This window comes from Actinosynnema sp. NPDC059335, assembly GCF_042752395.1.
GTDB lineage: Bacteria > Actinomycetota > Actinomycetes > Mycobacteriales > Pseudonocardiaceae > Actinosynnema.
Window position 1 is genome coordinate 27,728 of the sequence record NZ_JBHYXZ010000048.1, and the last position, 14,771, is coordinate 42,498.

A 14,771-nucleotide genomic window follows, 5' to 3' on the forward strand; every position below is an offset into this window, starting at 1 on the left:
CGTCGCGCACCAGGGCGTGCGCGACCTCGTGCGCGTAGAGCGGGTGGCCCGCGGTGCGGCGGGCCACCTCGCGCAGCACCTCGCCGGGCCGCCCGCCGACCACCCGCCCGACCAGCTCCTCGGTGTCCCGGGCCGCCAGCGGTCCCAGGGCGAGCACGTGCCCGTGCCGCGCCTCGACGCCGCGCCGCAGGCCGGTCAGCTCCCGGCGGGCGGGATCGGGGCGGGACGCGGCGACCAGCAGCAGCGGCAACCGGCGCGTGGCGTCGAGCAGCCGGTACCACATCAGCAGGCCGGCGTCGTCCGCCCGGTGCAGGTCGTCGAGCACGAGCAGCAGCGGGCCGTCGGCGCAGATCCGGTCCACCAGGCCGAGCAACCGGTCGACTGCGGCCGGGAGCGGGTCCTGGCGGGTGCGGTCTTGGTGGGCCGGGTCGTGACGGGCCGGGGCGTGACGGGTCGGGTTCCGGTGGCCCGGGACGTGGCACGGCCGCCCGTCCGGGCGCAGGTCGAGGCAGTCGTGGACGGCCTGGAGCGGGAACCGCCTGCCGGACTCGTCGGCGACCGCCCAGCCGACCTGGCAGCCGCGGCGCGCCGCGTCCGCCAGCGCGGCGGTCAGCAGCGCGGACTTGCCGATGCCCGCCTCGCCCTCGACCCACACCGCCGCACCGCGCCCGGCCGCCACGTCCGCGACCAGGCCGCGCAGCAGCGCGATCTCGTCCCGCCGGCCGACGAACCCGTCCGCCCCGCCACCGCCGCCCGCCGCCCCCGCCTCGCAGACCCGCTCCGCTTCGCCGTCCGGCACGCCCACGCTCGCCGCTCCGGTCTCCCGGGCCGCCCCGGCCACGTCCACTGCTCCGACTTCGCCGGCGAGCCCGGCCATGCCTCCCGCTCCGGCGTCCCGGGCCGTTCCAGGGGTGCGCGCCGCCTCGGCCACGTGCGGCGGCACGGTGAGCAGGCGGCGGTGTTCCGGTGTGCCGGTGACGATCCGCTGGTGCAGGTCCCGCAGCACGCGCCCCGGCTCGACCCCCTGCCCGTCCACCAGCGCCCGGCGCGCCTCGCGGAACGCCTCCAACGCCTCGGCCTGCCGCCCGGAGCGGTCCAGCGCCACCATCAGCACCTCCCACAGCGACTCGCGCTGCGGGTGCTCGCCCACCAAGCCGCCCAGCTCGGCCACCACCTCCCGGTGCGCGCCCAGCTCCAGCGCCGCACGGGCCTTCAGCTCCACGGCGCTCAGCCGCAGCTCCTCCAACCTCCGCCGCTCGACCTCGGCGAACGGCCCCGGCACGCCGGAGTACGCCTCGCCGTGCCACAGGCCGAGCGCGTCCTCCAGCGCGGCGCGGGCGGCGCGGTGGTCGCCCGCGTCCAGGCGCAGCCGGGCGTCGGACCTGGCCCGCGCGAACACCTCCGCGTCCACCGCGCCGACCGCCAGGCGCAGCGAGTAGCCCGACGTCTGCGACACCAGCACGTCACGCGCCGGTCCGAGCGCCCGGCGCAGCCCGGACACGTAGGTGTGCAGGCTGCCGACCGCGCTGGCGGGCGGCGCGTCGCCCCACAGGCCGTCGACCAGCTCGTCCCGGGAGACCAGCCGGTTCGCCCGCGCCGTCAGCAGGCCCAGCACCGCCCGCTGCCGGGCGGGCCCCAACGGGCGCTCCTCCCCACCGAGCCAGGCCCGCACCGGGCCCAGCACGCTCACCCGCACCCCGTCTCCGGAACTGGTCGACATCCCGATCCCCCGATCCCGTGATCCGCTCGTCAGACGGGTGCACGGGACTCCTGCGGATCCGGTTCACCTCTCGCGCCGCGTTCACCCGGCCGGCGCAGGGCCGCACCCGATCGCCCGGTCGGGCGAGGCAGAACCGGGGGTAAGGACGGGCAGAACGGGCCGCCCGGTCTTCTCCTCGGCGCGCGGCGTGTGGTGGGGTCGGTGCACATCCCCGGTACGGGGCGAACCTGGGGGCCGGGTCGCGACGGTGACCGGTTCCCGCGCGGAGGGTGCGATGGACGTGCGGTCCGATGGCGAGACGGGTGGCCCGGGTCGCGCCTCCCCGCCCGAGCGGTTCGCCGGCGACCTGTTCCTCCAGCTCGCCCGCCGCGGGTGGCTGGTGCTGGAACCCGCGCAGGCGCAGCGCGTGATCGGCGAGCTGGAGCGGACGCTGGACGAGGTCCGGTCGCGGCTGCGCAAGCTGGAGCTGTCGCGCAGGCTGCGCGACGCGTCCGGGGACGACGTGGCTCCCGACGTGGACCGGCTCGTGGTCGACGCGGTGTTCGCCGGGCAGCTCAACTCCGACAGCTGGGAACGGGCGCTGGTCGAGCTGCCCAAGTACATCGAGGCCCTGCGGATCGCGGGGCGCAACGCCGGGCGGCCGCGGTGACCGTCCCGGGACCGCCCGAGCCCGCGCGGTCGGAGCCGGACGGTGGCCGGGTCGAGCTGTCCCGGCTGGACCTGTGCGCCGAACTCGCGGCCGCGGCCGCCGAACTGCGCCACCACCTGCTGCGGGGCGACCGCGACGTGGCGAACCTGCTCGGCGCGTGGATCGACACGCTGCTGGACGAGTGGAACCGCCGCCGCGACTGATCGCCGTGCCGCGCCACCGGACGACCCGGTGGTGGGCTCGCCCAGGACGTAGATAAACGCCTTCTCGGCCATGTGGATGGCGAGCTTGAGCCGTGCGCGGCGAACCCCTGTCCTCCCACGGCCGCCCTCGGGAAGGCTTGCCACCCCGCCGAAGACGGCTCGTCACTCACCCGGCAGCCCCGGCATGTGCGGCAGCCACTCGCGTCGCGCCGGCGGACCGCGCCTTCGCGCACTCGTCGGGGCCGGGCCGGGGAGCACCCCGACCCGACCCCGACGCGGACCCGGACCACCTCGGGCCCGTCCCCCTTCACCCCCGCGGCAGGTCCGCGAGCGTGCCGCTGACGTTGAGCAGTTGCAGGCAGTTCGGGGCCTGCCGCCCGCCGGCCGGGGTGCCCGGCCGGGCACACGTGACGGTCGCGCTCACCGCGCTGTTCTCCGGCACGTCGATCGGCGTCACCCAGTGGTAGTCCTGGTTGCGGAACGTCTCCAGCGCGATCGTGGTCACCGTGCGCTCGCCGAAGACGATGGTCAGCACGCCCTCGTCGCCCTGGTGGTTGGCCAGCACGAGGTCGGTGACGCGGAAGACCTTCCCGGCGGGCACGACGTAGCTGCCGGTGCCCTGGTCGCCGGTGTTCGTGCGGACCTCGATGGTGCCGGAGCTCTGCTGGCCGCCGCCCGTGGCGTTGCCCTGGCCCGGCTGCCCGGGCTGCCCCTGCTGCTGACCGCCCGGCGTCTGCTCGCCGCCCGGTTGCTGCCGCGGCTGGGTCTGTGAGGCGGCGGCCTGCTGCTCGCCGACCTCCACCAGCTCCTCGGCCCGGTCGTCGGCGGCCTCGCGCGCCGCGCTCTGCACGGCCGGCCGCACCAGCATCAGCCACGCCAGCACCAGGGCCAGCAGCAGCGCCAGCAACGCCAGCAGCCACTTGGGGAACACCGGGAGTTGGAGCAGCTCGCCCTCCAACTCCTCGGCGTGCGCGGTCTCGGCGGACGCGGCGGCGGCGTCGGCTGAGGTCGCGGTCACCCGCACCGGCCAGGACACCGGCGCGCCGAACCACAGCACCTTGCCGACGCGCACCCGCACCGGCAGCTCCACCCGCACCCCCGGCCCGGCGATCGCGGGCCGCTCGGGCACCGTGACGCGCAGCCGGTCGTCGGCCTCGGCCGCGACCAGCCCCACCGCGATCGGGGTGTTGCCGTCGTTGCGCACCTCGACGTGGAACCGCGCGCTGCGCCAGGCCCGGCGGCGTTCGGGCACCAACTCGGCGTGCTGCTGGAGGAACGGCTCGACGACGACCGTGGTCTCGGAGACCACCGCCGTGTCCGGCCGCTCCGCCGGCAGGACGCGCACGCCCAGCGGCACCTCGCCCGCCCGCACCTCCGGCGACCGCGGCGGCCGCAGCACCACGGTCACCTGCTCGGACGTGCCGGGGTACAGCGAGAGCCGCGCGGGCTCGACCGAGGTCCACGGTGCGCACTCGCCCACCACCTCGAACTCGTACGCCTCGACTATGTCGCTGTCGTTGCGCACCGTCAGCTTCGTGCTCGCCTCCGAACCGGGCGTGACAACCACGGTCGGGAGACCGAATTCGGTCGTTGTGGTCACCGGTCGAACGGTAGGCAGGCCGGAACCCCTTGCGGCAGGGAGAAAAGGGCACACCGGGGGCAAACAAGTGCACCGGCTGCCCCCGGACCTCCCGCGGCCCCGGCCCCGGTGCGCAGGATGGCGGCACGGGGACCGCCGGCGCGGTCCCGTTCTCGCCAGGGAGGCGGTCATGACGAGGATCCCGGTCGCGGTGTACGCCGAGGACCCGGTGCTGCGCACGGGTGTCACGCACCAACTGCGCCCGCGACCCGAGGTCGAGGTGCTCGACCCGCGCGAGCACGACCGCGCGCAGGTGTCGCTGGTCGTGGTGGACGAGGTGGACGACGCGGCGGCGTTCCTGCTGCGGCGGCTGCGGCGCTCGTCCGGCACGCGCACCGGGGTCGTGGTCGGCCGCTTCGACCAGGACGCGCTGCAGACCGTCATCGACTGCGGCGTGGCGGCGGTGGTCCGCCGCGTCGAGGCCGACCAGGACCGGTTGGTGGCCACCGCGGTCGCGCTCGCCAAGGGCGAAGCGGTGCTGCCCGGCGACCTGCTCGGCCGGCTGCTGGACCACGTGGGCCGGTTGCAGCGCGGCGTGCTCGACCCGAACGGGCCGACGCTGTCCACTTTGACCACTCGTGAGGCGGACATGCTGCGGCTCGTGTCGGAGGGGTACGACACCGCGGAGATCGCGACCCGGATGTCGTTCTCCGAGCGCACGGTGAAGAACGTGCTGCACGAGGTCACCACCCGGCTCCAGTTGCGCAACCGGGCCCACGCCGTGGGCTACGTGATGCGCCACGGCCTAATCTGACCCGCCGTGCCCCGACCGTTGCCCGAACAGCCCCCGGGGTCTTCCCCGGACGTGCCCCACCGGACCTGTCGGGCGCACGCCGCCCGCGGCGACGATCGCCTGCGACAGGCCCGTGACCGGAGGTGGAACCTTGTCCAGAAGGGCGCGTACCCGCACCCTCGCCGCCCTCGCGGCGGTCGTGGTGGCGTGCGGGGTGATCGCGGTGGTGCGCGGCGTCACCGACCCGCCCGAGGCGTCCGGCCAGCCGGGCGGGCCGCCGTCGCCCGGTCGCATCGCCTACGCGGGCACCGGGCACCGCAGCCTCGGCTACGCGGTCGACCCGCAGCCGGACCGGCTCGACCCGACCACGCCGGTGATGGGCGACGGGCCGGCCCACCACGACGACCACGTGTCGGCCCGCGGCGGCCTGCTGGTGTTCACCAGCCTGCGCGACGAACCCCGGCCCCAGGTGTACGTGCGGGGCGCGGACGGCGGCGTGCGCAAGCTGACCGAGGGCCACGACGCCGCCAACCCGCAGCTCTCGCCCGACCTGCGCACCGTCGTGTTCGCCTCGCGCGGCGACCTGTGGCTGGTCGGCGCGGCCGGCGGCGAGCCGCGGCGGCTCACCGACACCGACGCCGACGAGTCGTGGCCGACGTTCTCCCCGGACGGCTCCCAGGTCGCCTACTCGGGCGACCGCGACGGCGGTCGGGAGATCTACCGCCGGCCGGTGGCGGGCGGTCCGGAGACCCGGGTGACCGACGAGCCGGTCGGCGACGCCGACGAGCCCGCGTGGAACCCCGTGGACGGCCGCATCGCCTACACGCTGCGGGTCGACGGGGTGCCGCGGGTGCGGGTGCTGAGCGGGACCGGGGTCGGCACCCCGCTGCTGGGCGGCGACCAGGCCGCGTGGCGGGGCCACTGGCCCGCCTGGCTGCCCGACGGGACGCGCCTGCTGTTCCTGAGCCTCGACCAGACCTGCTCCTGCACGGCCGACCCCGCCGCGGTCAAGGTCTACCGGGCCGACACCGCGCCCGGACTGCCGCTCACCGCGCCGCCCGACGTGCTGCTGGGCGAGAACCGGCAGCTCAGCTCGCCGAGCTGGCAGGACGACGGCTCGGGGCCGCGGCTGCTGGTGTCCCGCACCAGCGCCCCGACCTGGTTCACCGCCACGCTCCAGGACATCCGCCCGGACGGGTCCGACCCGCGCGACCTGGGCGTGACCGTGCTGCGCGAGGACCCCGAGGCGGTCGACGACCCCAACCTGCTGTTCCGGCCCAGGGCCGGGTTCGACACGTGGGCGACCCGCCAGTCGTACTCGCCGGACGGGCGGCGGATCCTGCTCAGCCGGTTCGAGGACGAGGGCGGGCGGCGGGTGCAGCGGCTGTGGCTGGTGGACGCCGACGGCGGCAACCCGCGCCGGGTGCCCGTGGCCGACCGGCAGCCCGCGGACTGGGAGTTCGACGCCACCTTCTCGCCCGACGGCCGGTTCATCGCGTTCGCGCGGCGCTCGCCCGGCGGTGTGCGGCCCGACGGCTCGGCGAGCCGGATCGTGGTCGTGGAGGCCGACACGGGGACAGTGGCCGGTGTGCTGCGGCCGCCGCCCGAGGTCGCCGACCAGGAGGACACGCAGCCCGCGTGGTCGCCCGACGGGACCACGATCGCGTTCACCCGCGGCGTCATCAGCGACGGGCCGACCGGCGAGGTGCGCGACAACCACATCTGGACGGCGCGGGCCGGCGCGCTGGACCGGCAGCGCGACCTGAGCGCGTTGGCGTGCGGTGGCGACTGCGCGGTCACCGACGACAGCTCGGCGTTCAGCCCGGACGGGCGCGAGCTGGTGTTCAACCGCGAGTCCGACGGCCTGCTGCGGGTGCCGCTGGACGACCCGGGCCGCTGCGAGGTGCTGCTGGGCGGCGGCACGTGCGCCGGGCCCGTGGCCAACCCGGCCGGGCCGTTCCAGCCGCGTGACGCCGCGTACGCGCCGGACGGCCGGATCGTGCTGACCACCCGGCGGGCCGGCGACGCCCGCTCGCCGGAGGAGCTGGCCGTGCTCGACCCCGGCACCGGGGCGCTGGAGCGGATCGCCACCCGCCTGCCCGGCAGGCAGAAGGAGCCCGCCTGGCAGCAGTCGGTGGACCTCGCGGTGGACGCGCCGCCCGCCGCGTCGGTGGACGTGGGCGAGACCACGCCGGTCACCGTGGCGGTGCGCAACCGGGGCCCGGCGGCCTCACCGGGCACCGCGCTGACCGTGGCCGTGCCCGCCGGGGTGCGCCTGGGCGGGCTGCGCGCGTCGAGCGGCACGTGCGTGGCGGAGGAGCTGCGCTGCGACCTCGGCGTGGTGGGGCCCGGCGCGTCGGTCGAGGTGGTGGCGGACGTGGTCGGCGTGGTGCCGGGCGAGCACCGGCTGGACTGGTCGGTCACCGGTTCGGTGCTCGACGCGCTGCCGACGGACAACGCGGACGACACCGTGCTGACCGTGGACGAGCAACCGACTCCCACGACCGTGCCGCCGACCACCACGACCACCACCGCGTTGCCGCCGCCACCGCCCGCGCCGCCGGCCGGACCCGCGCTGGCCGTCGTGGTGCAACCCCAACCGTCCTATGTGGGCGGTCGGGCGGTGGTGGGCTTCACCGTGCGCAACGGCGGCGGAGCGCTGGCGACCGGCCTGCGGCTCGACTTCGCGCTGCCCGCGCGGGTGCCGGTGGCGAGCCTGCCGCCGGGCTGCGCGCCGACCAGCTGCGTGCTGCCCGACCTGCCCGTCGGCGCGGCGCAGGTGGTGCAGATCGTGCTCGCGCCGGACGCCCCGGTGCGGACCGAGGTGCGCGGCGTGCTGCGCACCACCGGCACCGACGCCGACCCGGCCGACAACACCGCCGTCGCGCCGATGACCGTGCTGCTGCCGAGGATCGTGGCCGTGCCGCCGATCGGCGAGCCGGGGTTCGTGACCTCGGTGCGCGGCGAGGACTTCCCGCCGGGCGCTCCGGTGGCGCTCACGTGGTCGCCCGGCATCACCGCGGCCGCCGCGCCGACGGTGCCGCGCCCGGACGGCCGGTTCACCGCCCAGCTGCTGATCCTGGCCAAGGACCAGACCGGACCCCGCACGATCACCGCGACCGGACCCGGTTTCCGCCCGGTCGGCACGCCGTTCCTGGTGGTGGCCGCGTCCATCGGGCCACCGGACATGGTGGCGCGCCGGTGATCCCGACGACGAGGAGGCGTTCGTGATCCACGAGGTGGACGAGGCGATCCGGCGGATGCTGACCGCCGCCGGGGTGCCCGGCGGCGGGGGCGAGCTGTCGTTCGACGCCCCGACCAAGGACTGGTCCGCGCGCCGCAACGCCCCCACGGTCAACGTGTTCCTGCACGACATCCGCGAGGACGTGGCGCGCCGGCACGCGGGCGGCATGGAGGTCCACGACGACGACGGCGTGCTGGTCGGCTGGCGCGGCCCGGCGCGGTGGTTCGAGCTGGCGTACCTCGTGACGGCGTGGACCAACCGGCCGCAGGACGAGCACCGGTTGCTGTCGGAGGTGCTGGCAGTCCTGGTGCGCACCGAGCGGATGGCGAACGAGTGGCTGACCGGGACGCTGGCGGAGCTGGGGCTGGGCGTGGTCCTGAACTCGGCCCAGCCGCCGGACGGGCGGGCGACCTCGGAGATGTGGTCGGCGCTGGGGGGTGAGCTGAAGCCGTCCATCGACCTGAAGGTGATCGCGCCGCTGGCCGGCGAGTGGACCCAGGCCGGTCCGCCGGTGACGGAGGGCGTCGTGCTGGAGGCGGCGCAGGCGGGCGAGCGCTCACGGCGTCTGCGCTACGAGGGGCCGACGACCGCGGAGGGCGACGGTTTCGCGGCGACCAGGCCACGGCCCGTGCCCGGTCCGAGGCGGCGTCGCGGGGGAGCGATCCGATGACGGAGACGATGACCGGCGAACCGACCGTTGACCCGGGGCCGGTGCTCGACGGCCACGCCGCACCGGCCGGTTCCGCCCGCGAAGCGGACCTGCTCTACCTCTGGGCGCGGCTGGGCGCGGTCGAGTGGCGGGTTCGGCAGGCGGTGGCCGAGGCGGCCGCCGCCGACCCCGAGCACCACCGCGACCCCTACCGCGGCCTCTACCTCACCCCCGACGCCGTGCGCCGGATCCTCGACGGGCCGCGTCGGCCGCTCTTCCCGCCGCGCGACGACCTCGACCTGGACGCGTTCGCCGCCGACGTCCCGCCACCCGGCCCCCGCCTCGCCGCGCTGGCCGAGGACTTCGCCCTCGACCCGCTGGACGTCGAACTCCTGCTGGTGGCGCTGGCCCCCGACGTGGACGCCCGCTTCGAACTGCTCTACGCCTACCTCAACGACGACGTCACCCGCCGCCGGGCGACGGTCGGCCTCGCCCTGCGGCTGTGCGGCGCGCCCGCCGCCGGACCGGGCCGGTTCCGGCTGAGCGCCACCGCGCCCCTGGTCGCGGGCGGCCTGGTCGAGGTGCGCGACCCGGCCGAACCCGCGCTGGGCCGGTCGCTCCGCGTGCCCGACCGGGTGGTGGCGCACCTGCTCGGCGACGACGCCTCCGACCCGGCCGTGACCGCGCTGGTCCGGATCGTGCCCCACCGCGACGCGCCGGCGGCCGAACTGCCCGCGCGGCTCGCCACCGGGCTGCGCGCCGGTCCCGTGCACCTGCGCGACACCGGCGGCACCGCGGGGGCCGCGGCCGTGGCGGGACTGGCCGCCGCCGGGAGGGGCGCGGTGGTGGTCGACGTGATCGCGTTGGCCGACCACGAGCGGCCCGACCTGGCCGCGGTCGTCCGCGAAGCACGCCTGCGCCGCGCGGGCGTCGTGCTCGGACCGCTGGACCCGCTGGTGCCCGAGCGGACGCGGGTGGTGCGCGAGGCGGTCGCGCTCGCCGGCGACGTGCCGGTCGTGCTGCACAGCCGGCAGCACTGGGACCCCAAGTGGACCACGCGGCCCGTGCTGTCGCTGCCCGTCCCGTCACCGCTGCCCGCGGAACGGGCCGCGTGGTGGACGCGCGCGTTCGGCGGCGAACCGGCCTTCCTGCCCGACCTGGCGGGCTACCGGCTCGGCGCCGAGGAGGTGGACCGGGCGGTGGTCGTGGCCACCCGGCTGGCCGCCGTCGAACGCCGACCGGTGGCGCTGGAGCACGTGCGGGCCGGGGTGCGGGCGCAGAACGGGGCCGGGTTGGACCGCCTGGCCCGGCGGATCGTGCCCGGCGTCGGCTGGGACGACGTGGTGCTGCCCGAGCAGACCCGCGGTCAGCTCGCCGAACTCGTCGTGCGCGCGAAGCACCGCGAACGGGTGCTCGGCGAGTGGCGGATGCGGCCCGGCGGTGGCCGCGGGCGCGGGGTGGTGGCGTTGTTCGCGGGCGAGTCGGGCACCGGCAAGACCATGTCCGCCGAGGTGGTCGCCGCCGAGATCGGCATGGACCTGTACGTGGTGGACCTGTCGACGGTGGTCGACAAGTACGTCGGCGAGACGGAGAAGAACCTGGAGCGGATCTTCACCGAGGCGGCCGGCGTGCACGGGGTGCTGCTGTTCGACGAGGCCGACGCGGTGTTCGGCAAGCGGTCGGAGGTGCAGAGCGCGCACGACCGGTACGCCAACGTCGAGTCCGCGTACCTGTTGCAGCGCATGGAGTCCTTCGACGGCATCGCCGTGCTCACCACCAACCTCAGGTCCAACGTGGACGAGGCGTTCACCCGCCGCATCGACGTGATCGCCGACTTCCCGGTGCCGGACGCGGCGCAGCGCCTCGCGCTGTGGGACCGCTGCCTGGGCCCCGCGGTGCCCCGCGCCGACGACCTCGACCTGGAGTTCTGCGCGGAGCGCTTCGAGCTGGCCGGCGGGTCGATCCGGGCGTGCGCGGTGACCGCGGCCTACCGGGCCGCCGCCGGCGACCGGCCGGTGTCCATGGCCGACGTGGTCACGTCGGTGCACCTGGAGTACCGCAAGCTCGGCCGGCTCGTCCTGGAGAGCGAGTTCGGGCCGTGGTTGTCGCGGTCGAGTTGACGGTTCGTCCCGGCGGAGGTGGGCGATGAGGCACGACCATGATCACCGGCCCGACGAGGGCGCGCGGCCCGTGGTGGCGCGGTACCCCGAGGAGGGGGAACGAACCCCGGGCGGGCTGGTGGAGCTGCAACGCTCCGCGGGCAACGCGGCGACCAGCCGGCTCGTGGACGACGTGCTGGGCGGGCGGGGCGAGTCGTTGCCGTCCGACGTGCGGCGCGTCGCCGAGGCGGGCTACGGCGAGGACTTCTCCGGGGTCCGGGTGCACCGGGACGCCGCCGCGACCCGGTCGGCGGAGGAGTTCGACGCGCGGGCGTACACCTCGGGCGAGCACGTGGTGATGCCGCCCGGCAACGACGACCTGCACACGTGGCTGCACGAGCTGGACCACGTGCGCCAGCAGCGCCGGGGCGCGGTCGAGGGCACGGACCGCGGCGACGGGGTGCGCGTCAGCGACCCGTCGGACCGGCACGAGCGGCAGGCCGACGCCAACGCCGCCGGCGTCCTGCGCGGCGACCACCCGGCCGCCCCGACCGGCCACGCCTCGACCCGACACGCGCCCGGCCACGCCCCGACCGGACAAGGCACAACCGGACACGGCCCGGTCGGCCGGCCCGGAACCGCCGTCCAGCGGGTGCTCTCGATCGGCGGGACCGCCCTGCCCGCGTCGCCCGGCCACAGCCCGCAGGCGCGGCGGGTGTGGACCCGGGTGGCGGCGCTGCCCGCGTTCCAGGCCCGCAGCGCCGAGGACCAGCAGGCCATGGAGGAGCAGTTCTGGAAGTGGGTGGAGGACACGCCCGGCACGCCCACCGGCCACTCGCCGTGGGGGCGCAAGCAGCAGCAGCGCAACTACAGCCGGATCGAGGACCTGGAGGCGGGCCTGCACGGCTGGGTGGCCGCGAAACCGGAGCGGCACGCGGAGAAGGAGTACGCCGCCGTGATCGCCGACGACCCCGACGTGGAACTCCAGCTCAACAGCGTCCTGTACCGCGTCGCGCAGATGATCGACAGCCTGGCCGACAGCGACGACGAGGACGTCCGGACCAGGCAGCGCCAGATCCTGCGCGAGCTGCAGCAGACCACGACGCTCGGCCCGCAGCGGGGGAACCCGAACCTGCCGCAGGTCGAGCGGCCCCGCGGCTGGTACGAGTACTACCTCACGATGAGGGGCGGCCAGGCCGACCCGCAGATCCTGCACAACATCAGCCAGGGCGTCCTCGACGTCGTGCTCCGGCCGACGGGCTACACGTTCCTGGACAAGATCGTGGTGCTGCACGACCTGATGGAGTACTTCGGCGACCAGCGGCCGTGGAACCCGACCGGCGCGGGCACCGGGATGCTGCCGGCCGTGGAGCCGGAGCTGACCTACAGCACCAAGGACATCCGGGACGGCGTCCGCAGCACCACCCCGGACCGGGGCCGGACCGACCAGGGCACGCGCAACGAGCAGGCGAGCAGCACCAGGTTCGCCCGGCGGCACAACCTCCCGGTGTGGTCCGGCGCGTCCAACACCACGGTCCACCTGCTCAACCTCGCCCGCTGGGTCGACGCCACCACGCGGGAGATGACGGCGTTGGCGCACAGCATCTTCGCGTTCTGGCGGCTCTACTACGACCACACGTCGCTCGCGCCGCACACGCTGCACGAGGTCATGGACGTGGCCCAGAACTTCAACGTGCCCTACGACCCGCTCAACCGGTACGAGGGACTGGACCACGACGACGTGGCCGCCGAGCACGCCTCGCTCCGCGACAGCGTGCGCGCGCGCATCGACGACGTGGAGCAGATGCTCGGCGAGCTGGAGGAAGTGTGGGAGGGGAGCGACGACCCGAGGCTCGCGGCGTTCCTCCAGCAGCGGAGCCAACTGCTGACCACCTTGCGGACCTTCACCGCCGACTTCGAGGAGGCGGACACCCCGGAGGCGCGCCGCGCGCTGATCATGCGCGCCATGCACGCCGCCACCCACACCGACCTGGCCATCAAGCGGTTCGTGCGCGAACTCCAGGCCGGCGGGTTCTTCGACACCGGCTCGGGCTCCGAATCCGGATCGGGGGAGCAGTAGACCCGCTCCACGACCGCACCGCACCCCGACCACCACGACGCACCGGGCAGGAGATCCTTGATGCACTCGCACGACCACCGACGCGGGAAACCGACCCCGTCCGACGCCCGACCCGTCCCGGCCGGACCGCCCGGCCACGCCCGGCACCACGGGACCAACGAGGTGCTGGACCTGCAACGCTCCGTCGGCAACGGCGTGACCAGCCAGTTCGTGCAACTGGCCCGGCAGGCGGGCGAACTGGGGGAGGAGCCCTCGGGCGGGCGGTCGAGCGTGCACGAGGTGTTGGGCAGTCGGGGCCAGTCGTTGCCGGCCGACGTGCGCCGGATCGCGGAGGCCGGTTACGGCGAGGACTTCTCCGGGGTGCAGGTGCACCGGGACGCGCTCGCGGTGCGGTCGGCGAAGGAGTTCCGGGCACGCGCCTACGCTTCGGGTGACCACGTCGTGATGCCGCCGGGCAACGACGACCTGCACACGTGGCTGCACGAGCTGGACCACGTGCGCAAACAGCGCCGGGGCGTGGTGGCGGGCACCGACCGCGGTGACGGGGTGCGGGTCAGCGACCCGTCGGACGAGCACGAGAAGGAAGCCGACGCCAACGCCACCCGGGCGCTCCAGGGACACGCGGCCCACGTCGGCCACGACCACTCACGGCCCGGGCACGGTGCGGCACATCCCGGCGGCGCGCCCGCCGTGCAGCGGACGCCGGCGACCTGGAGCTACGAGCCGTCCGTCCGGGCGGCGGAACGGCTGCAACCCGGCCGACCGGGTATCGGCCAGCAGCAGTCGTTCTGGCCCCCCATCGTCGCCCTGATCCAGGAGTACGCGGGTCTGAGCAGCCCCGACACCGCCGGTCGCACCGACGTGCTGGACCGGCTCGACAGAGCGATCCAGGCGTGGGAGCAGAACCAGGGCCGCCGCGGGATCGCCGTGTTCAACCAGTCCGCGGCCGAGCAGAAGCGGAATGTCATCCGTGAACTGCGCAGGGTGATGGACCACGAGCGCCGGCAGATCAGCGCCCTTGAGGAGCAAGAGGCGAACCCGCCGCGCACGCCGTCGCCGGAAGGTGGCGCGCAGGCGGGCGACACCGGTCGCAGCACGCCGGAGCAGTCCTCGTCCGGCGACGACGAGTCGATCGGCGAGATCGGGCCCGGCAGGCTGATGAGGACCCGCGCCCGGTTGGAGAACGTCGAACCGCTGCCTCCCGGCGTCCAGATCTACGCGCACTTCACCGAGCAGGAGAACCTCTACAGCATCAGGGCGGAGGGTCTGCGCCCCGGGGCTTCGCAGGGGATCGGGCTGCCGGAAGGCGGTTCGGACGCCTACCACACCTATGTGGTGTCGGGTTCGCCGGACGCGCTCCCCTTCGTCACCAGCGAAGCGGGTGAGGGCGTGGTCGGTGTCATCGGCTCGGGGGTCAACCCGGACCGGGACGCCAACTACGGCGGCGGCGCCTACCGGTTCCCGGGCGGAATGCCACCCGTGCGCCGTGCCGGTCGCACGGAGGGCGGTGGACCGTTCTCGTTCACGCTGCCCGCGTCGGCCAAGGAGCGGCAGGGCATCCACACCTTCGTCAACCAGGTGCTCGCCGCCTCGGATCAGGAGCCGATCACCGAGCGGGAGGCGTACCTGCGGGTGCTCGCCCACCTGATGAGGCGCATGCCCCTGAACGTGGCCGATGCCGCGAGCGCCGCGCTCGGCGAGGAATAGCACCCGTCGGCCTGACCCGCGCCCCGGTGCCGCCCGGCGCCGGGGCGC

The 14,771-nt window shown here is 75.5% G+C and carries 10 protein-coding genes; 8 read left to right on the forward strand and 2 right to left on the reverse strand.

Annotated features, from left to right (window positions below):
* The coding region (locus ACFXGA_RS17375; protein ID WP_378088939.1) for a BTAD domain-containing putative transcriptional regulator at positions 1–1,720 on the reverse strand (1,720 nt) is incomplete at its 3' end.
* Positions 1,721–2,000: 280 nt separating this feature from the next.
* On the opposite strand from ACFXGA_RS17375, the gene ACFXGA_RS17380 reads away from it, so the two are divergent.
* Both ACFXGA_RS17380 and ACFXGA_RS17385 read left to right on the forward strand, forming a co-directional pair.
* The gene (locus ACFXGA_RS17380) at positions 2,001–2,369 is read left to right on the forward strand and encodes a hypothetical protein (protein WP_378088941.1); all 369 of its coding nucleotides are present in this window, start codon (positions 2,001–2,003) and stop codon (positions 2,367–2,369) included.
* Complete coding sequence (locus ACFXGA_RS17385; protein WP_378088943.1) at positions 2,366–2,572, forward strand: hypothetical protein; 207 nt, start codon at positions 2,366–2,368, stop codon at positions 2,570–2,572. The genes ACFXGA_RS17380 and ACFXGA_RS17385 overlap by 4 nt, the downstream gene beginning before the upstream one ends.
* Before the next feature lie 307 nt (positions 2,573–2,879).
* Here ACFXGA_RS17385 and ACFXGA_RS17390 read toward each other — a convergent pair whose 3' ends face one another.
* Complete coding sequence (locus ACFXGA_RS17390; RefSeq protein ID WP_378088945.1) at positions 2,880–4,172, reverse strand: hydrolytic protein; 1,293 nt, start codon at positions 4,170–4,172, stop codon at positions 2,880–2,882.
* A 169-nt stretch (positions 4,173–4,341) separates the two neighbouring features.
* Here ACFXGA_RS17390 and ACFXGA_RS17395 point away from each other — a divergent pair, with 169 nt between their 5' ends.
* The 6 genes from ACFXGA_RS17395 to ACFXGA_RS17420 all read left to right on the forward strand — a co-directional run bounded on the left by ACFXGA_RS17395 (position 4,342) and on the right by ACFXGA_RS17420 (position 14,723).
* Positions 4,342–4,965, forward strand: coding sequence for a LuxR C-terminal-related transcriptional regulator (locus ACFXGA_RS17395; protein WP_378088947.1), 624 nt, complete (start codon positions 4,342–4,344; stop codon positions 4,963–4,965).
* 130 nt (positions 4,966–5,095) lie between these two features.
* The gene (locus tag ACFXGA_RS17400) at positions 5,096–8,149 is read left to right on the forward strand and encodes a hypothetical protein (protein WP_378088949.1); all 3,054 of its coding nucleotides are present in this window, start codon (positions 5,096–5,098) and stop codon (positions 8,147–8,149) included.
* Between the two features lie 22 nt (positions 8,150–8,171).
* Positions 8,172–8,858: a DUF4255 domain-containing protein gene (locus ACFXGA_RS17405; RefSeq protein ID WP_378088952.1), complete on the forward strand. Its 687-nt coding sequence runs from the start codon at positions 8,172–8,174 to the stop codon at positions 8,856–8,858.
* Positions 8,855–10,957 (forward strand): ATP-binding protein, encoded by a 2,103-nt coding sequence (locus ACFXGA_RS17410; RefSeq protein WP_378088954.1) that lies wholly within the window; start codon positions 8,855–8,857, stop codon positions 10,955–10,957. Before ACFXGA_RS17405 ends, ACFXGA_RS17410 begins: the two co-directional genes overlap by 4 nt.
* Before the next feature lie 25 nt (positions 10,958–10,982).
* Positions 10,983–13,016 carry a DUF4157 domain-containing protein gene (locus tag ACFXGA_RS17415; RefSeq protein ID WP_378088956.1) on the forward strand — a complete coding sequence of 678 codons (2,034 nt, stop codon included), beginning with the start codon at positions 10,983–10,985 and terminating at the stop codon, positions 13,014–13,016.
* A 60-nt stretch (positions 13,017–13,076) separates the two neighbouring features.
* Positions 13,077–14,723, forward strand: coding sequence for a DUF4157 domain-containing protein (locus tag ACFXGA_RS17420; RefSeq protein ID WP_378088957.1), 1,647 nt, complete (start codon positions 13,077–13,079; stop codon positions 14,721–14,723).
* The last annotated feature ends 48 nt before the right edge of the window (positions 14,724–14,771 follow it).

Coding starts and splice junctions, on each gene's coding strand:
- ACFXGA_RS17420 (WP_378088957.1), top strand. CDS start 13,077: ATGCACTCGCACGACCACCGACGCGGGAAACCGACCCCGTCCGACGCC.
- ACFXGA_RS17415 (WP_378088956.1), top strand. CDS start 10,983: ATGAGGCACGACCATGATCACCGGCCCGACGAGGGCGCGCGGCCCGTG.
- ACFXGA_RS17395 (WP_378088947.1), top strand. CDS start 4,342: ATGACGAGGATCCCGGTCGCGGTGTACGCCGAGGACCCGGTGCTGCGC.
- ACFXGA_RS17410 (WP_378088954.1), top strand. CDS start 8,855: ATGACGGAGACGATGACCGGCGAACCGACCGTTGACCCGGGGCCGGTG.